We start from the raw sequence: 22,510 nt of genomic DNA on the forward strand, positions 1-22,510 counted from the left end.
ACTTGCACCACAACAACACTTTCCCCAGCGCTGATCGCTGACGAGGCACAAGGCTGCGATGGGTTACGCAGCGACCCTGAAATTTTGCCGGGCCTGCGGCCCTTATCGCAGGCTCGTGCCTGGTCAGCGGCTACAGATTTTGCCTTGGCTGCTGGCCTCATCGATACTCACCGTTGGCCCCATCCGCTGGTTGTGAAAATGCAGTACTAATGCTGACCACCACACACCTGGCGTCGTCCTGAAAACATTTTAAGGATGGGAACCTCACACTATGTGCTCCAAGTCTTCGTTAGCCGTCTGCGTTGCCGCGACAGCCTTTGCTCATCACGCGCTGGCCGCTGACACTCCAGCAGCGCCAGCGTGCGCGCAATACGAAAAAACCCTGACCCGCGCCGAACTGTCATTCAAGAACGTGCCGGTTTGTGCACGCATCAACCCCGAACTGTGGGGGCTGCGCAAGGAACTGGCCGAGCACGGCATCGGCTTCACCGCCACCTCGTACAACGGCTACACCTATGACGTGCTGGGCCACAATGAAAAACCCCAGGTGTACAACGGCCAGAACCCCAGCTACAACACCTCGGTCAATCTGTACCTGACCTACGACCTGACCCGCATCGGTTTTGCCAACGATGCCCAGCTGACGCTGTCGGGCAACTGGGTGGACTCGACCTACACCCCGGCCAACCCGCGGGTCAAAACCATGTCGGTGTTTGCCATCAACCAGTCCTTTTTCGACCACCAGCTGGAGCTGGAATACGGCTTTATCCCCGGTGTGCGGTTGTTCTACGGCATGGCCCTGGGTGGCAGTGCGTCCACCGCCGCTCTGGGGCCCAGCAGTGTGGTGCCGTTCCAGGTCGGAATGTCCGCCACCGAGCCGACGCCCACCTTCAACGTCATCGTCCGCGACCCGTCGCTGCACTTTTACAACAGTACCGCCGTGACCCGCAGCGTCAGCCCCGAAGGCATTCAAAAAGACATCGATCTCAACCCCAGCGGCTTTCGCCTGAGCGTGCAGGATGCCCGCGCCCTGTTCATCAACGAGGCCGGCTACAAACAGGCCGCCTCCCCGACCACCAACGGCATGTGGCTGCGGGCCGGAGCGATGTACAACAGCAGTGAGTACACCGAGTTTTTGAGCACCAGGAAGTCGGACAACAACTACGGGGTGTATCTGGCCGAAACGGTGCAGGTCAGCAAGCCCTACGGCGATGCACGGGGCTGGTACCTGGACAGCAAAATCGATTACTCCCCCGACTCGGTCAACGCCATCAACAAGGCATTCCAGATCAGCGCCTTCAACATCGGCCCGTTCGCCAGCCGCCCCGCAGACATGGCCGCCGTGGGACTGACCAAAAGTTACTATAGCGACGATTTACGCAAAGCCACCCGGGCCTACGGCCAGGAAAGCGCGCCCTATACCCTGGCCGTGACCGCCTCCTATGCCGCCCGGCTGATCCCCGGGGTGTACTTGATCAGCGGCCTGACCTATACCAAAAACCCGGTATTTACCCCGATTCATTCCGATGCCCTGTTGTGGCAGGAATCGCTGAACTTCCTGTTTTAAGACCCGGACCGCAGCCCATAGCAGCCTGATTTCGCCCCGTCACCTGCAGGGCGAAATCCTTTCGCGAGGCCAGAAAACATGAGCACTGAAGTGAATCAATTATCCGCCGCTGACTACTTGTCGCTGGACGCCACGGCCATGGCCGAAGCGGTCCGCTGCGGCGAACTCTCGGGCCAGGCACTGCTCCATGGGGCGCAAGCCCGCTGTGATGCAGTCAACCCGCAGATCAACGCCGTGAACATGCGCCATGACGACCATGCCGCGACGATCCTGCAGGCACGCCGTGCCACCGGTACAGAACGCTCGGGGCTTCTGGCCGGGGTGCCGATGCTGCTCAAGGATCTGAACACCCACCTGCGGGGCACCCTGACCAGCAATGGCTCGCGGCTACTGGCAGACGCCCCGCCTGCCACCTTTGACAGCACCATCGTCCAGCGCTATCAGGACGCAGGCATGCTGATTTTCGGCAAAACCGCCAGCCCCGAATTTGGTCTGAGCACCACCACCGAGTCGTCGCTGTGGGGCCAGACCCGTAACCCGTGGAACCTGGCCCACAGTGCCGGTGGCTCGTCGGGAGGGGCGGCAGCGGCCGTGGCGGCAGGCATAGTGCCGGTGGCCCACGCCACCGACGGCGGCGGTTCGATCCGCATCCCGGCGTCCTATTGCGGGGTGTTTGGCCTCAAGCCCACCCGCTACCGCAACCCCCAGGGGCCACAGGCCTTTGAAGGCTGGTTCGGTGCCAGTTGCGGGCATGTGGTGTCACGCAGCGTGCGCGATTCGGCGCTGTTGCTGGATGCCAGCCACGGTCACGAATATGGCAGCCCGTACTGGCTGGCACCGCAGACCGGGAGTTTCAGCGAAGCCGTGGGGCGAGCCCCCGGTTCGTTGCGCATTGGCGTGGTTGATCAGGCCATGACCGGCATTGAACTGGCCCCCGATATCCGCTCGATTCTGCACAGTACTGTTGAATTGCTGTTGAGCCTCGGACACCGGGTTACGCCTTTGACGCTGCCGATTGATTCACAACAGCTATACAGCGCCCACGGGACTGTCGGTGCGGCAACCCTGCTGGCCGCCGTACGTGATCGCGAAGCGGTGCTGGGCCGCAGCTTTCACCCCCATGAGCTGGAGCGTATCAGTCGTCATTTACTGACGGACGCCACCGCCCTCAGCGCTGAAAGCCTGTACCGTGCGCGACGCGCCTTTGAACTGATCGGCAGTGGCATGGAGCATGTATTCAACGACTACGATCTGTTGCTCAGCCCGGTCACCAGCAGTGTCACCCCCGAGCTGGGGCTCGCCAGCCTGGACCAGGACTATGGGGATTATATTCAGGGTGTCGTCGCCAGCATCGGCTACACCGTGCTGGCCAATGTCAGTGGCCAGCCTTCGATGTCGGTGCCGCTGGGCACCAGCCCTGAGGGCTTGCCCGTGGGCATGATGTTTACCGCTGGCCTGTGCCGCGAAGACCTGTTGCTGCAACTGGCCGGACAACTCGAACTGGCCAGCCCCTGGGCCGGTCGGCGCCCGCAGCTGTAACACCCTCAACCATCAACACTGCCGCACAGGATTGAAATGATGAACACCCAGGTCAGCGGATTTCGCCGTCATTACACCTTGTTTGTGCTGTTCCTGATTTCGGCTGTCAGCCTGATTGATCGCCAGGTCATGGGCGTGGTGATTGAACCGGTCAAGGCCGAGTTTCAGGTTTCCGACACCCAGATCGGTCTGCTCACCGGCCTGGCTTTTGCGTTGATCTACTGTGTGTTTGCGATCCCCCTGGGACGCTACGCCGACCGTGGCAACCGACGCAATCTGATTGGCTGGTGCTGTGCTTTCTGGAGCGTCATGGCCGTGCTCTGCGGGTTTTCCGGGAACTTCCTGAGCCTGGCACTGGCCCGCATCGGTGTCGCTGTAGGCGAGTCCGGCAGCGGTGCCGCGTCGATGTCGATGATCGTGGATCTGTATCCACCGCAGCAGCGATCCAAGGCCATCAGCGTGTTCATGCTCGGTGCTCCCATCGGCGCCCTGCTGGGCATGAGCCTGGGAGCCTGGATTGCGTATTACCACGGCTGGCGCGAAGCGTTTATCTGGATGGCCGTTCCGGGGATCATTGCCGCCGTGCTGCTGCGCTTTACGGCGACCGAGCCGTTGCGCGGACTCTGGGAAAAAGCCAGCCAGTCACGCCCCGACTTACCCCATGAAAGCCTGATGCAGGTGATGCGAGCCGCCTGGCAGTGCACAACCTTTGTCCGGATTGCCATGGCCGGAGCCCTGCTGGCCTTTGCCAGTTACGCCTTCAGCATCTGGAGCACTGCCTTTCTGGTGCGCAGCCACGGCCTGAGCCTCAAGGACGCCGGGATCATCATGGGCCTCGCTGCCGGGCCGGGGGCCGTTATCGGTTCACTTTCCAGCGGTTGGCTGAGCGCAGGCCTGGCCCGGCATGACAGCCGCTGGCAACTGGGTGTGCCCATTGTCGGGGCGTTGATCGCCTGCCCTATGGCCATTGCGTTTGCCCTTTACCCGGCGGGCAATCCCTGGTCGCTGGGGGCGCTGCAAGTACCGCAAGCCGCTGTCTTCATGTTCGGCATGTCAGTGTTCGGCATGTGGTGGATGGCACCGAGCTACACCGCCATCGCCCAGCTGGTCGCCCCTGAGCGCCGGGCGACCATGATTGCCCTGTATAACTTCGGGATCATGGCCCTGGGTGCGGGTTTCGGGCCCTTGGCGGTGGGGGTACTGAGCGACCATCTGACGCCCGCCCTGGGGGTGGATGCGCTGCGCTGGTCGCTGGTGATCTGTGCCAGCAGCTACCTGCTGGCCAGCGGGTTGCTGCTGAGCGTGCTGCGGCCTTATGCCGATAATGCGGCAACCCGGTTAAACCCCTGAGCCACAGGAATCGGCGGCAAAAAAAAGCCCCGCTCTTCTTTCGAAGGCGGGGCTTTTTTGATCTGGCTAACTCAGTGCGCGTAAGTCAGTAACAACTCAGCAGGCACTTTGAAGTCCAGGGACATCATGACGCTCAGGGCGGTAATGGTGAAGATCGAGAACACGAACAGCTTGCGTGCCCAGACCTTGTCGTCGACCGCCTTGTAACCGGTCCACGCCATGTACAGCCAGTACATGCCCATCGCAGCTGCCACGGCCATGTAGCTCATGCCGGCGTAACCGCCAAGGGTGAGCATCAGGGTCGCGATCAGGAACGCGAGGATGTAGAGCAGGATGTGCTTCTTGGCAACCTTGATCCCGCGCTTCACTGGCAACACCGGAATCGATGCGGCCAGGTAATCGTTGAAGCGGAAGATCGCGATGGCGTAGGAATGCGGCATCTGCCACAGGCTGAACATCACCAGCAAGGTCAGCGCGGCCATGTCGAAGTTATTGCTGACTGCGACGTAGCCGATAACCGGCGGCATTGCACCCGACAGACTGCCTATGAGCGTGCCGTGAACCGACTTGCGCTTGAAGTACAGGCTGTACAGACCGACGTAGATCACGAAGCCGATCGCGGCGAACAATGCCGCCAGCGGGTTAGCCACGCGATACAGCAGTACCAGGCCGGCAACCCCCAGCAAGGTGGCGTAGATCAATGCCACCTTGAGGGAGATCAAACCTTGTACCAGTACCCGGTTCTTGGTGCGGTCCATCTTGATGTCGATGTCGCGGTCGATGCAGTTGTTGAACACGCAACCGGACGCAACCACCAGGGAGGTGCCGATTACCGCGGCCAGGAAGAGGGCAAGATCGAAATGCCCCTTCGAGGCCAGGAAAAACCCGCCTGCCACAGAAAGCACGTTACCGAAAATGATCCCCGGTTTGGTGATTTGGATAAAGTGCTTGAAGGACATCGGGTTTTACCTCACTTCGCCATCATTTCGGTGTGGATACTGAACATGATCCACAGGGACAAGCCCACCAGCAGAACGATAACCATCGCGGCAAATACCAGCGCCGTGACGTTGTTGCGTTGTGCCGCCGAGCGGTCCAGGTGCAGGAAGTACACCAGGTGAACAACTACTTGCACCACGGCGAACAACAGCACGATCGCCAGGGTGGTCATTTTCGGCAGGCTTGGGTACATCACCAGGCCGAACGGAATGACAGTCAGGATTACAGACAGGATGAAGCCAATTGCGTAGGACTTCACGCTGCCGTGGTTGGCGCCGTCGGAATGTGCGTTAGCCATTACAAAGTCCCCATCAGGTAAACAACGGTGAATACGCAGATCCAGACCACGTCCAGGAAGTGCCAGAACAGGCTCAGGCAGCTCAGACGGGTCTTGTTGGTCGACGTCAGGCCATTTTTCTGCACCTGATACATCATGATCGCCATCCAGATCAGACCGCTGGTCACGTGCAGACCGTGGGTACCGACCAGGGTGAAGAACCCGGACAGGAAGCCTGAACGGCTAGGGCCGTAGCCTTCGGAGATCAACAGATGGAATTCGTTGATTTCCATGGCGATAAAGCCGGCGCCCAGCAGGAACGTCATGGCCAGCCAGAACAATACCTGCTGTTTCTTGCCCTTGAACAACGCCAGCATGGCGAAGCCGTAGGTGATCGAGCTGAACAGCAACAGGGCGGTTTCACCCAGTACGTAAGGCAGCTCGAAGATGTCGTGGCCCGACGGGCCACCCGCTACGTTGTTAACCAGAACTGCATATACCGCGAAGATCGACGCGAACAAAATGCAGTCGGTCATCAGGTAGAGCCAGAAACCGAATACGGTAGTCTCGCCCGCGTCGTGGTGTTCCTCGTGCTCATGGTCGTGACCATGAGCGTGTCCAGCAGTGGTCGCTAAGTTCGACATGGTTTAAGCCTGTTCCAACTTGGTTTCAACACGGGTAGCCGGGATTGCTTTGGCGGCTACCAGACGCTTGTGCTGCTCGGCCTCGATACGCTCGATGGTCTCAACCGGCACCATATAGCCCTGGTCGTCACGGGCAGCGTGGGCAACGAAGACCACGACAGTGCCAACCAGACCAACGATGGCCAGCCACCAGATGTGCCAGATCATTGCGAAACCGAACACGGTCAGCAAAGCACCCATGTACACACCGGTAGCGGTGTTGTTAGGCATGTGGATCGGCGAGTACTTGGCCGGAGCCTGGTAAGCAGTGCCGTTTTCCTTGGCTTCGGTGAACGCATCGATAGTGTCAACGCGTGGCACGACAGCAAAGTTGTAGAAAGGAGGTGGCGACGAAGTCGACCATTCCAGGGTGTGGCCATTCCATGGATCGCCGTGTTCGCAGGCGTTCTGTGGCAGCTTGCGGTCACGCACGCTGACGTACAGCTGGATCAGCTGGCAAGCGATACCGATAGCGATCAGTACAGCGCCGAACAGAGCCACGTACAGGTAAGGCACCCACTCAGGGTTGGTGCTGGCGTTCAGACGACGGGTCATGCCCATGAAGCCCAGTGCATAGAGCGGCATGAACGCGACGAAGAAGCCCGAGATCCAGAACCAGAATGCTGCCTTGCCCCAGGATTCGTTCAACTTGAAGCCGAACGCTTTAGGGAAGTAGAAGCTGAAGCCTGCGATGTAGCCGAATACTGCGCCGCCGATGATCACGTTATGGAAGTGAGCAATTACGAACAGGCTGTTGTGCAGTACGAAGTCAGCACCCGGAATGGCCAGCAGTACGCCGGTCATGCCGCCGATGGCGAAGGTCACCATGAAGCCCAGGGTCCACAGAACCTGGCTGGTGAAACGCAGACGACCTTGATAGATGGTGAACAGCCAGTTGAATAGCTTCACCCCCGTCGGGATCGAAATCAGCATCGTCGCCAGGCCGAAGAAGGCGTTGACGCTGGCCCCCGAACCCATGGTGAAGAAGTGGTGCAGCCAGACCATGAAGCCCAGGATCGAGATCGCGCCGCTGGCGTAGACCATCGAGTGGTGACCGAACAGACGCTTGCCGGTGAAGGTCGAGATGACTTCAGAGAAGATCCCGAATGCCGGCAGAATGAGGATGTATACCTCAGGGTGACCCCACGCCCAGAACAGGTTGACGTACATCATCGGATTGCCACCAAGTTCACTGGTGAAAATGTGGAAATCCATGTAACGGTCAAGTGTCAGCAGTGCCAGGGTAGCGGTCAGGATCGGGAACGAAGCCACGATCAGGACGTTGGCCCAGGTGCAGGTCCAGGTGAAGATCGGCATGTCCATCAGCTTCATGCCAGGAGCACGCATTTTCAGCACGGTCGCCAGGAAGTTAACCCCGGTTAACGTCGTACCTAGCCCCGATAGCTGTAGCGCCCAGATGTAGTAGTCCATCCCCACGCCAGGGCTGTACTGCAGGCCCGACAGTGGCGGATAGGCAACCCAACCGGTTTTGGCGAACTCGCCGACGCCCAGCGACAGGTTGACCAGCACAACGCCGGACACCAGCAGCCAGAAGCTCAGGGAGTTAAGGAACGGATAGGCCACGTCACGCGCGCCGATCTGCAGCGGCACTGCAAGGTTCATCAGGCCGGTGAAGAATGGCATCGCCATGAAGATGATCATGATCACACCGTGAGCGGTGAAGATCTGGTCATAGTGTTCAGGCGGCAGGTAGCCAGGCGAACCCTCGGTGGCCATGGCCAGCTGGGTACGCATCATGATGGCGTCGGCAAAGCCGCGCAGAAGCATGATCATGGCGACGATGATGTACATCACGCCGATTTTCTTGTGGTCGACTGACGTTAGCCATTCGGTCCACAGGTAGGTCCACTTCTTGAAATAGGTGATTGCTGCAAACAGTGCCAGACCACCGAGCGCGATCATGGCAATAGTGACCATGACAATCGGCTCGTGGAACGGGACCGCTTCCCAACTTAATTTACCAAACATCGTTTACTCCTCTGCCCCGGCAGCTGAATTCGAACTCGTGTCCAACCCATCGGTCCCGGCCACTTCTTTCTTCTCGTGTTTCACCGGCTTGCCTGGATTCATACCTTCGTACTTGTCGACGATTTTCTGAAACAGGTTCGGGGTGAACGAGGAGTAGAGCTCAACGGGATTGTTCTGACTTGGCTTGGACAGAGCTTCGTATTCAGCTTGTTCAAGCTGTTTAGGTGATGCTTTGACTTCACTTACCCAGGCATCAAAGTCAGCCTGAGAAGTCGCGATCGCTTTGAATTTCATGCCCGTGAAACCAGCGCCGCTGTAGTTGGCAGAAATGCCCTCCAGCTCAGCGTTGTGGTTGGCAATCAAGTGCAGCTTGGTGGTCATACCGGCCATGGCGTAGATCTGACCGCCCAGGCCTGGAATGAAGAACGAGTTCATGACCGTGTCGGAAGTGACGCGGAAGTTAACCGGGGTGTTAGCCGGGAACACGATCTTGTTGACAGTGGCGATACCCTGTTCCGGGTAGATGAACAGCCACTTCCAGTCCATTGCCACCACTTCGATGGTAATCGGCTTGACGTCAGATTCGAGCGGACGATATGGATCCAGCGCGTGGGTCGACTTGTAGGTCAGGATGCCCAGGGCGATGATGATCAGGATAGGTACAGTCCAGATCACGACTTCGATCTTGGTGGAGTGAGACCATTTTGGTGCGTAGGTCGCCTTGGTGTTCGACGCACGGTATTTCCAGGCGAAGATAAAAGTCATCGCAATGACCGGAACCACGACCAGAAGCATCAGCAGTGTTGCGGTGATGATCAGATTTTTCTCTTCGATCCCGACCTGCCCCACCGGATTGAGCAATGTCCAATTGCAACCTCCCAGCAGCAACGTGCCGAAAAGTGGCAATAAGCCAAGGAGTCTGGGGTACCTTTTTTTAGTCATCTCACGACCTCTAAAACAGCTTGCACAATGCAGTTGGTTTTTTTCGCCAACACTTCGCCCTGCCAAGGGTTGGCTCTTTTCCGGAATTGCATGTCGCCCTGCTCTATCACCATCAGGCAGATAGGCAAATTCCGGGTTAGCAGTGGTTTCTTATTCGATACGTGGTCAATGGCCTTGTTACAGACCAATTCCATTTGGTGCGGAACTTAGAAGGGTTGCCAGTACCTGGGAGTCGCATGGGACGCCTGTCATGAACTGCCCAGTCGCCCTTCAACTTCCCGCTTGGGCTCAGGGACGAGCAGGCTGGACGTTCAGTGCGGGCGATTGTAGTTAGGTAGCTCCCTATAAACCATGTCTCATCCAGAAATAATTCTTCTCGGCTACGGTAACAATCCCTACTTATTGTTACGCTGCGAGCCGGAAAACCTCCTTTGCGGCGGCATGTAGCACGTCATTGCCACAGTCGATACGCGCCCCTTTTTAGCGCATGCCCCCATGACTGCCAACCCGCCTGAACGCCCAAATAAAAAGGGCTACAGGCGATTTTCATGGAGCCACCAAGGGACCTTTTCAAGCCCCCCCGCGCTCAGAAAATCGACGGTTGCCAGTTGTACCCGGCGCAGGGTTTTTTCAGCGCTGAATCAGTTCCGGCCACAGGCTGCGACCACTTATCCGTGACAATATGTCGCAGTGTCGCACCCCCTGTTTGCGGGGCTTCATCACAGGCTGTTGACATTTGAGCGGCGACAAAAAACGCCCCGCACTTCAAGACCGAAGTACGGGGCGGCGCGGGTTTAATTCAAACGGCCTTGTTGCGATTGCGATAAATCCCCAGGGGTACCAGAACCGCGGTCAGCACAAAGGCCACCAGCGCCCATTGCGCCAGGGACAGGCCCAGCACCGGCGGGTATGGCGTGGAGCAGAACCCGTCGACCTGAAAGCCCAGCGGGAAAATGCTCGCCAGGGGCAGGCCATCGACGATCGGTTGCAGCACATCAAGCCCGCAGCTCACCGCCGGGTTGGCCAGAATAAAGACGTGGCGTGCAGCAGCGACGATTCCGCCAATGGCACTGAGCACCACCAGCACTTCAAACACCGTCATGCTGCGCCGGGTGGGCATCGCCGCGCCAATAAAGGCAAAGATCGCGATCAGCAGCAACGCATAGCGTTGCAGGATGCACAGTGGGCAAGGGGCCTCACCGAGCACGATTTGCATGTACAGCGCGCCGCCGATCAGTGCCAGGCAGATCAGCCCCAACAAGACCAGAAAGCGCTTTTCCGGGCCCAATCGCATCATGTCTTCCGTCATCCCGCTTCCCTTAGCCTGAGTGTGTAAAACCCGCAGTTTACACCCAGACCTGCGGCCTGGAGGTATCTGAACGGAGCGGCGACGGTGGCGCAGGCAGATTAATCCAGTGTTAAGCCCCTGCCCCGCCCTGACACCCTGCAGGAGCGAGCTGTTTCAAGAGCAAATGCTCGCTCCCGCAGATTTTCGCGATTCCAGGGTTATTGCAGGTCAGCTGCCGGGCCAAAGAACTCGTAGCGGCTTTGGCTCTGGGGCACGCCCAGGGCCTTGAGCTGACGCTTGACCGCGCCCATGAAACCTTTAGGCCCCAGGAAGTAGGCATCCACGTCGCGATCGGCAGGCAACCACTGGGCCAGCACGTCTTCGGTCAACAGGCCGACATGATCCGCCGCAGCATGCTGCTCGGCGTAACAGTAGAAGCGCTGCAACTGCGGGTGCTGCGCTGCCAGCTCGTCGACCCAGGTACGGAATGCATGCACATCGGCATTGCGCGCGCAGTGGATAAAGTGGATCGGGCGCCGGGTGGCCAGCGCGGCTTCCAGCATCGGCAGGGTCGGGGTAATACCCACGCCGCCACTGATCAATACCAGCGGTTTTTCGCTGTGGGTCAGGGTGAACTCGCCTGCCGGCGGGAACAGTTCCAGGGTGTCGCCGACTTGCAGCCGGTCATGCAGGAAGTTCGAGACCACACCACCGGCCTCGCGTTTGACGCTGATGCGATAGCGTCCGACCCGGGCCAGGGCCGACAGTGAGTAGTTGCGACGCACTTCCTCACCATCGATGATCAGCTTGAGGCCTATGTACTGGCCGGGGGCGCAATCCAGAATCGCCTGTTGATCCACCGGACGGAAGTAGAACGAGGTGATTTCCGAGCTCTCTTCAACCCGGGACACCAGCTTGAACTCACGCCCGCCTCTCCAGCCGCCGGGCGCAGCAGCCTTTTCGTCGTAAATTGCAGCCTCGGCGCCGATCAGGATATCGGCCAGCTGGTTGTAGGCTGCGCCCCAGGCCGCCAGAACCTGGGCAGTCGCGATGTCGCTGCCCAGCACTTCTTCGATGGCCCGCAGCAGGCAGCTGCCGACGATCGGGTAATGCTCGGGGAGGATTTGCAGAGCAACATGCTTGTTGATGATGCGGGCCACCAGATCGCCCAGCTGGTCTAGCTGATCGATGTGCCGTGCATACATCAAAACCCCGGTGGCCAGCGCCCGCGGCTGGTCACCACTGGCCTGGTTGGCCTGATTGAACATCGAGCGGACTTCGGGATGTTCCGCGAGCATCATGCGGTAGAAGTGGGTGATCAAGGCCTCACCGCCGCTTTCGAGCAATGGCACGGTGGATTTGACGATGGCACGGTCCTGGGCAGTAAGCATAGGGTGACTCCTGAGTACATAGACTTGACTATTACCCTTTACTTATCAGTATTCGTGCCAAGTATAAAAACCTTTAAAATCAATAAGATAAAAACATTATTGTCATTTTGACTCGCCCTGATTTAGAGTCATATCGACTAGATGAGGTCAAAATGACTGCAAAACCCCTACTCACTGCCCTGCTGCCGCTGGTGGCCGACCTGTCCCGGGATCTGCCAGACAGCGAACGCTTTCGCCGCCTGTTGCAAGCGCTGCGCGCCGTGTTGCCCTGCGACGCTGCGGCCCTGTTGCGGCTGGACGGCGAATGGCTGGTGCCGCTGGCCGTTGACGGCTTGAGTCTCGACACCCTGGGCCGACGTTTCCGAATCAGTGAACACCCGCGCTTTGAAGCGCTGCTCAGCAGTCCGGGGCCAACGCGCTTTCCCGGCAACTGCGAGCTGCCCGACCCCTATGACGGCCTGGTCGACGGACTGGCCGAGCACCTCGAAGTGCACGACTGCATGGGCTGCCCGCTGTTTGTCGAAGAGCGGCCGTGGGGGTTGCTGACCCTCGATGCACTTGACCCCAAGCGCTTCGAACCCATCGATCTGGACGACCTGCAAGCCTTTGCCAGCCTGGCCGCCGCCACGGTCAACGTGGCCCGGCGCATCGAGCGTCTGGCGTTACGGGTTGAAGACGAGCAGCAAAAAGCCGAGCTCTATCGACAGGCCCACGGCACCCCGAATAAAGAACTGATAGGGCAAAGCAAAGCCCACAAACACCTGCTCGAAGAAATCGCTCTGGTGGGCGGCAGCGATCTGACCGTGCTGATCACCGGTGAAACCGGGGTCGGCAAGGAGCTGGTGGCCCAGGCGATTCACGCCGCTTCGCCCCGGGCTGAAAAACCGCTGATCAGCCTCAATTGCGCCGCCCTGCCCGACACCCTGGTGGAGAGCGAGCTGTTCGGCCATGTGCGTGGTGCCTTTACCGGCGCAACCCATGATCGACGGGGCAAGTTCGAGCTGGCCAATGGTGGCACCCTGTTTCTGGATGAGGTGGGCGAGCTGTCCCTGACGGTGCAGGCCAAGCTGCTGCGGGTGCTGCAAAGCGGACAGTTGCAGCGCCTGGGCTCGGATCAGGAGCATCAGGTTGATGTGCGGCTGATCGCAGCCACCAACCGTGATCTTGCAGAAGAAGTGCGCGCCGGCCGTTACCGCGCCGACTTTTATCATCGCCTGAGCGTTTACCCGCTCAAGGTCCCCGCCCTGCGTGAGCGTGGCCGTGATGTGCTGCTGTTAAGCGGTTTTTTTCTGGAGCAGAACCGTTCACGTATGGGGCTTGGCAGCTTGCGTCTGAGCGCGGACGCCCAGGCCGCCCTGCTGCATTACGACTGGCCGGGCAACGTGCGCGAACTGGAGCACCTGATTGGTCGCAGCGCGCTCAAGGCCTTGGGCCGCTGCCATCCGCGGCCACGGATCCTGACATTGACCGCGGCCGATCTGCAGTTGCCCACAACCACTGTTGTTCCGGCAATGGCCAAGCCTGAGGCCGTACCGGACGCCGTGGGTGACTTGCGCCTGGCCACCGAAAATTATCAGCGCCAGCTCATCAGTGCCTGCCTTGAACGCCATCAACATAACTGGGCCAGTGCGGCCCGGGAGCTGGGGCTGGACCGGGCCAACCTCGGGCGGATGGCCAGGCGGCTGGGGTTGAAATAAACGTAGTCGCTGACGAGGAACGGGGCTGCGGCGATTACAGAATTCCGGTTCCAGGTCGATAACCCTGTATCACTGCCCCTCCAGAAGGTTTTTATGTCATCGAACAACGCTCGCGCAGATTCACTTTCGCTTCTGCTGTTCACTTTGCGCAGCGGCAAGCTGATGGCAATCAATCTGCTGAAGGTCAGTGAAATCATTCCCTGCCCGGCGCTGACCAAAATACCCGAGTCGCACCCCCACGTGAAAGGGGTGGCGGTATTGCGCGGCGCATCCCTGGCGGTGATCGACCTCAGTCGCGCCATCGGCGAACAACCGCTGCTTGATCCTGACGGCGGCTGCCTGATCGTCACCGACGTCAGTCGCTCCAAACAGGGGCTTCACGTACAGGCGGTAAGCAAAATCGTGCACTGCCTGAGCACCGACATTCGCCCGCCACCCTACGGTTCGGGCAAGCGCTCTTATATCACCGGGGTGACCCAGGTCGACGGGGCGCTGGTGCAGGTGCTGGATATCGAAAAAGTGATTCATGGCATCGCCCCCGCCCGGATCGAAGACCTCCCCGAGGCCCTCAGCCGCGAAGACAGCAAACTGCTGGCCGGGGCCCGGATTCTGGTGGTGGATGACAGTCAGGTCGCGCTGCAACAGTCGGTGATTACTTTGCGCAACCTGGGGCTGCATTGCCACACGGCCCGCAGCGCCAAGGAGGCCATCGAGCGACTTCTGGAGCTGCAGGGAACGCCGGAGCAAATCAATGTGCTGGTGTCAGACATCGAAATGTCCGAGATGGATGGCTATGCCTTCACCCGCACCGTGCGCGAAACCCCGGACTTTGCTCATCTTTATGTGCTGCTGCACACCTCGCTGAACAGTGCCATGAACAGCGAAAAAGCACGCCTGGCCGGAGCCAACGCAGTGCTGACCAAGTTCTCGTCGCCGGAGCTGACCCAGTGCCTGATCAAGGCCGCGCGCACGGTTGCCGAGCAGGGTTACTGAATTCAATGAGCGAGTATTGCCTGCTGTTGCGCAAAGACCTGAACCAGCCGCCGGAGCCTGTACAGTGGCCCCGGGGAGTAACTCTGGTGACGCTCAACGAAGCGCTGCTGCAACCCGTCCATGACTTGCTGGTTCAGGGCTACGGACAGGGCGAGGGCAGTGTCCCGTCGCTGCAAGAGTGGCAAGACTGCCTGCAGCATGACGCCGAATACGATGCGCAACTGTGCTTTGTGGTGCTGCTCGAAGGCGAGGTGGCGGCAGTTGCCCAGGCCTGGACCAGCGCCTACCTCAAGGATTTGGTGGTGCATCCCCGGCAGCAGGGCCGAGGATTGGGCGGCACGCTATTGCGCCATGTGTTTGCAGTGTTCCGGCAACGCAATGAAGCCTGGGTTGACCTTAAAGTCATGGAGCACAATCAGCGGGCCTTGCGCCTGTACCACAAACACGGCATGCGCCAGGTTCAACGGCTGGCACTGTAGAACCTGAAATCAGCGCTTGCCCATGGTGCGACGGGTACCGTGGGGCGGAGCGCCCGGGGTTTTATCGTGACCGCCCAGGCCGCTTTTCTGGTAGTAGGCCTGACCTTCGGCCTTGGCCTTGGCAAACTCCGAAGGCTTGAACGGAAAGGTGAAGGCTGGAATGACCGGTTTTTTCGGGGTGTCGAGGCCGGTTTCGCTGTCAACCTGCTCAGTGCCCACGGCATCAGGAGCGGTCGTTGGTGTAGGAGTAGTCATGAAAGCTCCGTAATACGGGGGAAATGATCAGGCCGGGTGGCGCAAGACCGCGCAGTATACCTGCCTGACCTTCCCCGCGGAGCAATCAGCGGTAGGAAATAGTCACCACGCCTTTTTTCCCCGACGACAGGCTTGCGCCGGGGTTTGGCGGATTTTTCAGCTCGGTGAAAGACATGGAATACAGAGGCTCGCTGCCACGGCCTTTGCGCAAGGCCATATTCATGGCGATGACCACACCCGGCGCGACTTCAATCAGTTGGCCGGACTCGCCGTAGTCCACATTACTGGCCAGCCCCAGCTCGTAGGCCGGCTCGACAATAGCGCCATGGAACTGAATCTGGCCACTGCCGATCAGGGTCTGAGCCTGAGTCGGCTGACAAAGGAGGAAAATCGAGCAAGCTGCAAAACCCAACGCCAGGTTTTTCATAATGACCGCCCCTTGAATGGGAACGCGTAAGTGCTCCCTTTAAAGAACTATCGACGCCGGGGCGGTTTACTTGACCACCAGAACACTATTTTTATCTGCCTGTCGGTAATGTCAGTTTGCGGTCACTTTATTGACCCGGTTGACCTGCTATAACCTTAGCGTCCCCTAATTCCACGTACACGGCGTTTACCCGGCATGCGCACTCAAACAAAAAAAATCCTGCTGGGCATGCTTATGGTAGCCCTGATTGGTTGCGGCGCCTGGTGGGCGGCTCGCCCGACCCCCGTTAAATCGACCGCCGGTGTGGCGGTTCCGGTCCGGGTGGTTCAGGTGGCCCGGCAAGATGTGCCGCACTATGTCAGCGGCATAGGCGCTGTGCTGTCGCTGCACAGTGTGATGATTCGTCCGCAAATCGACGGCATCCTCACCCAACTGCTGGTCAAGGAAGGCCAGACCGTCAAGGCCGGTGACCTGCTGGCAACCCTGGATGACCGCTCGATCCAGGCCAGCCTCGATCAGGCCAAGGCCCAATTGGGGCAAAACCAGGCCCAGCTGCAAGTCGCTCTGATCGACCTCAAACGCTATCAGTTGCTGAGTGTCGACAACGGCGTGTCCAAACAAACCCTCGACCAGCAACAGGCCCTGGTCAATCAGCTCAAAGCCACCGCACAAGGTAATCAGGCTTCGATTGCAGCGGCGCAGGTGCAATTGTCGTACACCCGGATTCACTCGCCGGTAAGCGGCAGAGTAGGGATTCGCGCTGTCGACCCGGGCAATTTCCTGCGGGTCAGTGATACCCAGGGGCTGTTTTCCGTCACCCAGATCGATCCGATTGCCGTGGAGTTCTCACTCCCCCAGCAGCTCCTGCCCACTTTGCATAAGTTGCTCGGCGCCAAAGACCCGGCACTGGTCAAAGCATTCCTTGGCGACTCCAGCCACAGCGGCACGGCACTGGGCGAAGGCCGGCTGAGCCTGATCGACAATCAGGTGTCGGCCAGCACCGGTACGATCAAGGTCAAAGCCCGGTTCGACAACCCCGACCACAACCTGTGGCCCGGCCAGTTGGTGAATGTCGAGATTCAGACCGGTGTTTCGCAAAACGCACTGGTGGTACAGCCCCAGGTGGTGCAGCGCGGCCTGGATAATTATTTTGTGTATCGCATCGTGGGCGACAAGGTCGAAACCGTGCCGGTACAGATGCTGTATCAGGACAGCGGACTCAACATCATCAGCGGCGTCAACCCGGGGGACACCCTGGTCAGCGATGGTCAGTCGCGTCTCAAACCGGGATCACGGGTTGAAGTCTTGAGCGAGCCAGCGCTGACCAGCGCCCAATCGGTGCAACCATGAATAACGGTCGTTCACTGTCAGCCTGGTGTGTCGATCACCCGATCGCCACGGTGTTGCTGACCTTTGCCCTGGTGCTGCTGGGGCTGATCGCCTTCCCGCGGCTGCCCGTCGCCCCCTTGCCCGAAGCGGAGTTCCCGACCATTCAAGTGTCGGCGCAACTGCCCGGCGCCAGCCCCGACACCATGGCATCGTCGGTGGCCACACCGCTGGAGGTGCAATTCAGCGCCATCCCCGGCATGACCCAAATGACCTCCAGCAGCGCGTTGGGCTCCACTACCCTGACCTTGCAGTTCACCCTCGATAAAAGCATCGATACCGCCGCCCAGGAGGTACAGGCGGCAATCAATACCGCGTCCGGCAAGTTGCCCAAAGACATGCCCACTCTGCCGACCTGGAGGAAGGTCAACCCGGCGGACAGCCCGGTATTGATTCTGAGCATCAGCTCGATGCAGATGCCCGGCACCGAACTCAGCGATTACGTCGAAACCCTGCTGGCACGCCAGATCAGCCAGATCGACGGTGTAGGCCTGATCAACATCACCGGCCAGCAACGTCCGGCGATCCGGGTCCAGGCCTCAGCCGACAAGCTGGCGGCCATCGGCCTGACCCTGGCCGATATCCGCCTGGCGATTCAGCAAACCAGCCTCAACCTGGCCAAAGGTGCGCTGTACGGCCCCTCGAGCATTTCCACCCTGTCGACCAACGACCAGTTGTTCGATGCCGACGAGTACGGCCAGCTGATCGTCTCGTACAAGGACGGCGCCCCGGTGCAGTTGCGCGACGTGGCGCGGGTGATCAACGGCTCCGAGAACGACTACGTGCAGGCATGGTCCGGGCATCAGCCGGGGCTGAACCTGGTGATCTCGCGCCAGCCGGGGGCCAACATTGTTGAAACGGTGGACCGCATCCAGGCCGCCCTCCCCGCCCTGCAGGCCATGCTCCCGGCTTCGGTGCAAGTCACGGTCCTCAGCGACCGGACCAAAACCATTCGGGCCTCGCTGCACGAAGTGGAAATTACCCTGCTGATTGCGGTGCTGCTGGTGATCGCAGTGATGGCGCTGTTTTTGCGCCAGTGGTCGGCAACCCTGATCGTTTCGGCGGTACTGGGGGTGTCGCTGATTGCCAGTTTTGCCCTGATGTATGTGCTCGGCTTCAGCCTCAACAACCTGACGCTGGTGGCGATTGTGGTGGCCGTGGGGTTTGTGGTCGACGATGCGATTGTGGTGGTGGAGAACATCCACCGTCATCTCGAAGCGGGCCAGAGCATGCGCGATGCGGCGATCAAGGGCTCCAGCGAGATTGGCTTCACCGTGGTCTCGATCAGCCTGTCGCTGGTGGCCGCCTTTATTCCGCTGCTGTTCATGGGCGGAGTGGTGGGTCGGCTGTTCAAGGAGTTCGCCCTGACCGCGACCTCGACCATTTTGATTTCGGTGCTGGTATCCCTGACCCTGGCGCCCACCCTGGCGGCGCTGTTCATGCGCTCGCCAGTGCACCACGCCGATGCCCGCCCCGGTTTTGGTGAACGCCTGCTGGCGCTGTATGACAAGGGCCTGAAGCGGGCACTGGCCCACCAACGGCTGATGCTGGGGGTTTTCGCGGTGACGCTGGCGATGGCCATTGCCGGCTACGTACTGATCCCCAAGGGCTTCTTCCCGGTGCAAGACACAGGTTTCGTGCTGGGTACCAGCGAAGCGGCGTCGGATATTTCATTTGCCGACATGCGCAAAAAACATCTGCAACTGGCCAACATCATCAGTGCCGACCCGGCGGTGCAGGCGTTCTCCCATTCGGTGGGGGTGACCGGCAGCAACCAGACTATCGCCAACGGTCGCTTCTGGATTGCCCTCAAGGACCGCAGCGACCGCGATGTGTCGGCCAGTGAATTTATCGACCGGATTCGCCCGCAGCTGGCCAAAGTCCCGGGCATCGTCCTGTACCTGCGCGCCGGCCAGGACATCAACCTCAGCTCGGGCCCCAGCCGCAGCCAGTATCAGTACGTGCTCAAGAGCAATGACGGGCCAACGCTCAATACCTGGACCCAGCGTCTGACCGAAAAACTGCGCACCAATCCGGCATTCCGCGACCTGTCCAACGATCTGCAACTGGGCGGCAGCATCACCCCTATCAGCATCGACCGGAACGCCGCCGCCCGCTTCGGCCTGACCGCCACCGATGTCGACGAAGCCCTGTATGACGCCTTTGGTCAGCGTCAGGTCAATGAGTTCCAGACCGAGACCAACCAGTACAACGTGATTCTGGAGGTCGACGCGCAGCAGCGTGGCAAGGCCGAAAGCCTGAATTATTTCTACCTGCGCTCGCCGCTGACGGGCGAGATGGTGCCCCTGTCGGCCGTGGCCAAAGTCGATGCGCCAGTCAGTGGTCCGCTGTCGATCAGCCATGACGGCATGTTCCCGGCGGCCAACCTGTCATTCAACCTTGCCCCCGGCGTAGCCCTGGGCGATGCCGTACTGATGCTCAATCAGGCGAAAAATGAAATCGGCATGCCAAGCACCATCAGCGGCAACTTCCAGGGCGCGGCGCAAGCCTTCCAGAGCTCGCTGGCCAGCCAGCCGTGGCTGATTCTGGCGGCGCTGGTGGCGGTCTACATCATTCTCGGGGTGCTGTACGAAAGCTTCGTGCATCCGCTGACGATCATTTCCACCCTGCCCTCCGCAGGCCTGGGGGCGCTGGTGATGCTATGGATCTGCGGCCAGGACTTTTCGATCATGGCGCTGATCGGGCTGGTACTGCTGATCGGCATCGTCAAGAAAAACGGCATCCTGATGATCGACTTCGCCCTCGACGCACAACGCACTCGCGGGCTAAGCCCGGAAGAAGCGATCTATGAAGCCTGCCTGACGCGGTTCCGGCCGATCATCATGACCACCCTCGCCGCCTTGCTCGGCGCCCTGCCGCTGATGCTCGGCTATGGCACCGGTGCCGAACTGCGCCAGCCGCTGGGGATCGCCGTGGTCGGCGGGTTGCTGGTGAGCCAGGCGCTGACGCTGTTCACCACGCCGGTCATATACTTGTGGCTGGAACGACTGTTCCAGCGTTCCAAACCCGTCAGCTTGCTGGCGACGAATCACTGAGGCGGGTTATGCGAGTCCTGATAATTGAAGATGAAGAAAAAACCGCCGATTACCTGCATCGCGGCCTGACCGAGCAAGGCTACACGGTGGATGTTGCGCGGGAGGGGATCGAGGGTTTGCACCTGGCGCTGGAGAGCGATTACGCCGTGATCGTGCTCGATGTGATGCTGCCCGGCCTGGATGGCTTCGGCGTGCTGCGGGCACTGCGCGCGCGCAAGCAGACGCCGGTGATCATGCTGACGGCCCGCGAGCGGGTCGAAGACCGGATTCGCGGCTTGCGCGAAGGCGCCGACGATTATCTGGGCAAGCCGTTTTCATTTCTGGAACTGGTAGCCCGTCTGCAGGCCCTGACCCGGCGCAGCGGCGGCCACGAACCGGTGCAGGTAACGGTCGATGACCTGTGGATAGATTTGATCAGCCGCAAGGCTACCCGCGCCGGCAGCCGCCTGGACCTGACCGCCAAGGAGTTCTCGCTGCTCAGCGTACTGGCGCGGCGTCAGGGGGAGATTCTGTCCAAAACCTCCATCGCCGAAATGGTCTGGGACATTAACTTCGACAGCGACGCCAACGTGGTCGAAGTCGCGATCAAACGCCTGCGCGCCAAGCTCGACGGCCCCTTTGAGCACAAGCTGCTGCACACCATTCGCGGCATGGGATACGTACTGGAGCGGCGCAGTGTTTAAGCGGCCCGGTCGCCTGAACTCCATCGCCCTGCGCTTGAGCGCGATGTTCACCCTGGTGGCGCTGCTGGTGTTCGTGCTGATCGGCTGGGCGCTGTACCAGCAGGTCGACAAGGGTATCGGCCGTCTGCCAGAGGCCGAGCTGGATGCGCGCTTCAGCGTGCTTGAGTCCTCGATCAATCGCTATGGAACCCCCGAGCACTGGGCCAAGATCAGCGCCAAACTCAAGCTGCTCAGTGAAGAAGACAAGCGCCTGCGGTTTTGGGCCATCAGTGGCGACCCGGAGTATGAGTACGGCAATCCCGAGGCGCCGGTACGTGAGTTTGCCAGGGGCCCGACCGGGATCCGCGACCTGTATCTGCCCGGCCAGACCTACCCGCTCAAGGTGTTGATCAGCCAGATCCCGGCCAAGGAACAACGACCGGCCCTGCGCTTCCTGACCGCCATCGATACCGAAACCTTCCGCCAGACCCAGCACCACTTGCTGGTGGCGTTGATCAGCCTGGCATCTATTGGTGTGGTCCTGGCCTCACTGCTGGGTTACTGGGTGGCCAGAATCGGCCTTAAACCCTTGATCAAGCTCTCTGAAGAAGCGCTGAAACTGGCCCCGCCACGCCTGTCCGGGCGCTTGCACTTGTCGCCACTGCCGCCGGAACTGGATCAACTGGTGAGCGCTTTCAATTCAACCCTGGAGCGGGTCGAGCAGGCTTATACGCGACTGGAGTCGTTCAATGCCGACGTGGCCCATGAACTGCGTTCGCCGCTGACCAATCTGATTGGCCAGACTCAGGTGGCGCTGACCCGGGGGCGCTCTGCCGAACACTACTTTGAGGTGCTGCAGTCCAACCTGGAGGAGCTGGAGCGCTTGCGCAGCATCATCAACGACATGCTGTTTCTGGCCAGCGCCGATCAAGGCAGCAAGGCCAGCAAGCTGACCCGTGCCTCACTGGCGGATGAAGTGGCGACGACCCTGGAGTATCTGGAGTTCATTCTTGAAGACGCGCGGGTCGAGGTGCAGGTCAACGGCGATGCCCAGGTCAATATCGAAAAGCCCCACCTGCGCCGGGCGTTGATCAACTTGCTGAGCAATGCCGTACAGCACACCGAAGCCGGGCAACGGATTGAGGTACAGATCGATCAAAGCGCCGGGGGCGTGACCATCGGCATCAGCAACCCGGGCGAGCCGATTGCCGACGAGCACCTGCCGCGGCTGTTCGAGCGTTTTTATCGCGTGGATGCCTCGCGTCACAACAGCGGAGCCAATCATGGTCTGGGGCTGGCCATCGTCAAAGCCATTGCGCAGATGCATGGCGGGGATGTCTTTGTGCGCAGCGCCGAAGGGCGCAATACCTTTGGCCTGTTTTTACCGGCTTGAGGCCCGGGCCTGTTGTGGGAGCCAGCTTGCTGGGGATACAGGCACATTGGTTTCACTGACTTGATGCCATCGCTGGCAAGCCAGCTCCTACAAGACTCAGCAGCCCCTTAGCTCTCACAAGACTCAGCAGTGCCTGA

19 protein-coding genes are annotated in these 22,510 nt (G+C 60.0%); 10 read left to right on the forward strand and 9 right to left on the reverse strand.

Annotated features, from left to right (window positions below; translation table 11 throughout):
* The first annotated feature begins 271 nt into the window (after nt 1-271).
* The 3 genes from JQ845_RS15465 (at nt 272) to JQ845_RS15475 (ending at nt 4,456) form a co-directional block, all read left to right on the forward strand.
* Entirely contained in the window at nt 272-1,567 is a 1,296-nt protein-coding gene (locus tag JQ845_RS15465) for a carbohydrate porin (protein ID WP_203009230.1), read from the forward strand.
* 78 nt (nt 1,568-1,645) lie between these two features.
* Nucleotides 1,646-3,106 carry an amidase gene (locus tag JQ845_RS15470; protein ID WP_203009231.1) on the forward strand — a complete coding sequence of 487 codons (1,461 nt, stop codon included), beginning with the start codon at nt 1,646-1,648 and terminating at the stop codon, nt 3,104-3,106.
* A 36-nt stretch (nt 3,107-3,142) separates the two neighbouring features.
* Nucleotides 3,143-4,456 (forward strand): spinster family MFS transporter, encoded by a 1,314-nt coding sequence (locus JQ845_RS15475; RefSeq protein WP_236010217.1) that lies wholly within the window; start codon nt 3,143-3,145, stop codon nt 4,454-4,456.
* Between the two features lie 71 nt (nt 4,457-4,527).
* Here JQ845_RS15475 and cyoE read toward each other — a convergent pair whose 3' ends face one another.
* From cyoE to hmpA, 7 genes are all read right to left on the reverse strand, one after another.
* Nucleotides 4,528-5,415 (reverse strand): heme o synthase, encoded by an 888-nt coding sequence (gene cyoE / locus JQ845_RS15480; RefSeq protein ID WP_003443531.1) that lies wholly within the window; start codon nt 5,413-5,415, stop codon nt 4,528-4,530.
* Nucleotides 5,416-5,426: 11 nt separating this feature from the next.
* On the reverse strand, nt 5,427-5,753 hold the full coding sequence (cyoD, locus tag JQ845_RS15485) for a cytochrome o ubiquinol oxidase subunit IV (RefSeq protein WP_003443534.1): 327 nt from the start codon (nt 5,751-5,753) through the stop codon (nt 5,427-5,429).
* Nucleotides 5,753-6,376, reverse strand: coding sequence for a cytochrome o ubiquinol oxidase subunit III (locus JQ845_RS15490; RefSeq protein WP_003443536.1), 624 nt, complete (start codon nt 6,374-6,376; stop codon nt 5,753-5,755). The genes cyoD and JQ845_RS15490 overlap by 1 nt, the downstream gene beginning before the upstream one ends.
* Nucleotides 6,377-6,379: 3 nt before the next feature.
* Nucleotides 6,380-8,404, reverse strand: coding sequence for a cytochrome o ubiquinol oxidase subunit I (cyoB, locus tag JQ845_RS15495; protein ID WP_003443538.1), 2,025 nt, complete (start codon nt 8,402-8,404; stop codon nt 6,380-6,382).
* A 3-nt stretch (nt 8,405-8,407) separates the two neighbouring features.
* Nucleotides 8,408-9,346, reverse strand: coding sequence for a ubiquinol oxidase subunit II (cyoA, locus tag JQ845_RS15500; protein WP_003443541.1), 939 nt, complete (start codon nt 9,344-9,346; stop codon nt 8,408-8,410).
* Between the two features lie 799 nt (nt 9,347-10,145).
* The gene (locus JQ845_RS15505; RefSeq protein ID WP_003443547.1) at nt 10,146-10,655 is read right to left on the reverse strand and encodes a disulfide bond formation protein B; all 510 of its coding nucleotides are present in this window, start codon (nt 10,653-10,655) and stop codon (nt 10,146-10,148) included.
* 197 nt (nt 10,656-10,852) lie between these two features.
* Nucleotides 10,853-12,025, reverse strand: a complete 1,173-nt coding sequence (gene hmpA / locus JQ845_RS15510) for an NO-inducible flavohemoprotein (protein ID WP_003443551.1) — start codon at nt 12,023-12,025, stop codon at nt 10,853-10,855.
* Nucleotides 12,026-12,177: 152 nt separating this feature from the next.
* Between hmpA and norR the strand changes: the two genes are divergently transcribed.
* The 3 genes from norR (at nt 12,178) to JQ845_RS15525 (ending at nt 15,194) form a co-directional block, all read left to right on the forward strand.
* Nucleotides 12,178-13,722, forward strand: a complete 1,545-nt coding sequence (gene norR, locus JQ845_RS15515; protein WP_203009232.1) for a nitric oxide reductase transcriptional regulator NorR — start codon at nt 12,178-12,180, stop codon at nt 13,720-13,722.
* Nucleotides 13,723-13,815: 93 nt separating this feature from the next.
* Complete coding sequence (locus tag JQ845_RS15520) at nt 13,816-14,715, forward strand: chemotaxis protein CheV (protein WP_203009233.1); 900 nt, start codon at nt 13,816-13,818, stop codon at nt 14,713-14,715.
* 5 nt (nt 14,716-14,720) lie between these two features.
* Nucleotides 14,721-15,194, forward strand: a complete 474-nt coding sequence (locus tag JQ845_RS15525; RefSeq protein ID WP_203009234.1) for a GNAT family N-acetyltransferase — start codon at nt 14,721-14,723, stop codon at nt 15,192-15,194.
* A 9-nt stretch (nt 15,195-15,203) separates the two neighbouring features.
* Here JQ845_RS15525 and JQ845_RS15530 read toward each other — a convergent pair whose 3' ends face one another.
* Nucleotides 15,204-15,449, reverse strand: coding sequence for a hypothetical protein (locus tag JQ845_RS15530; RefSeq protein ID WP_029612219.1), 246 nt, complete (start codon nt 15,447-15,449; stop codon nt 15,204-15,206).
* 85 nt (nt 15,450-15,534) lie between these two features.
* Nucleotides 15,535-15,876 (reverse strand): hypothetical protein, encoded by a 342-nt coding sequence (locus tag JQ845_RS15535; protein ID WP_127196803.1) that lies wholly within the window; start codon nt 15,874-15,876, stop codon nt 15,535-15,537.
* A gap of 195 nt (nt 15,877-16,071) precedes the next feature.
* Here JQ845_RS15535 and JQ845_RS15540 point away from each other — a divergent pair, with 195 nt between their 5' ends.
* The 4 genes from JQ845_RS15540 to JQ845_RS15555 are packed head-to-tail and all read left to right on the forward strand — an operon-like array spanning nt 16,072 to nt 22,373.
* Nucleotides 16,072-17,226 (forward strand): efflux RND transporter periplasmic adaptor subunit, encoded by a 1,155-nt coding sequence (locus JQ845_RS15540; RefSeq protein WP_203009235.1) that lies wholly within the window; start codon nt 16,072-16,074, stop codon nt 17,224-17,226.
* Nucleotides 17,223-20,318, forward strand: coding sequence for a multidrug efflux RND transporter permease subunit (locus JQ845_RS15545; RefSeq protein ID WP_010655583.1), 3,096 nt, complete (start codon nt 17,223-17,225; stop codon nt 20,316-20,318). The genes JQ845_RS15540 and JQ845_RS15545 overlap by 4 nt, the downstream gene beginning before the upstream one ends.
* Nucleotides 20,319-20,326: 8 nt before the next feature.
* Nucleotides 20,327-21,001: a heavy metal response regulator transcription factor gene (locus tag JQ845_RS15550; protein ID WP_003443564.1), complete on the forward strand. Its 675-nt coding sequence runs from the start codon at nt 20,327-20,329 to the stop codon at nt 20,999-21,001.
* A complete protein-coding gene (locus JQ845_RS15555; RefSeq protein ID WP_003443565.1) occupies nt 20,994-22,373 on the forward strand; it encodes a heavy metal sensor histidine kinase in 1,380 nt (459 codons plus the stop codon). The genes JQ845_RS15550 and JQ845_RS15555 overlap by 8 nt, the downstream gene beginning before the upstream one ends.
* Nucleotides 22,374-22,510 lie beyond the last annotated feature (137 nt).

Origin of the sequence: Pseudomonas paraversuta (assembly GCF_904063065.1) — a bacterium.
GTDB classification, from domain to species: Bacteria; Pseudomonadota; Gammaproteobacteria; order Pseudomonadales; family Pseudomonadaceae; genus Aquipseudomonas; species Aquipseudomonas paraversuta.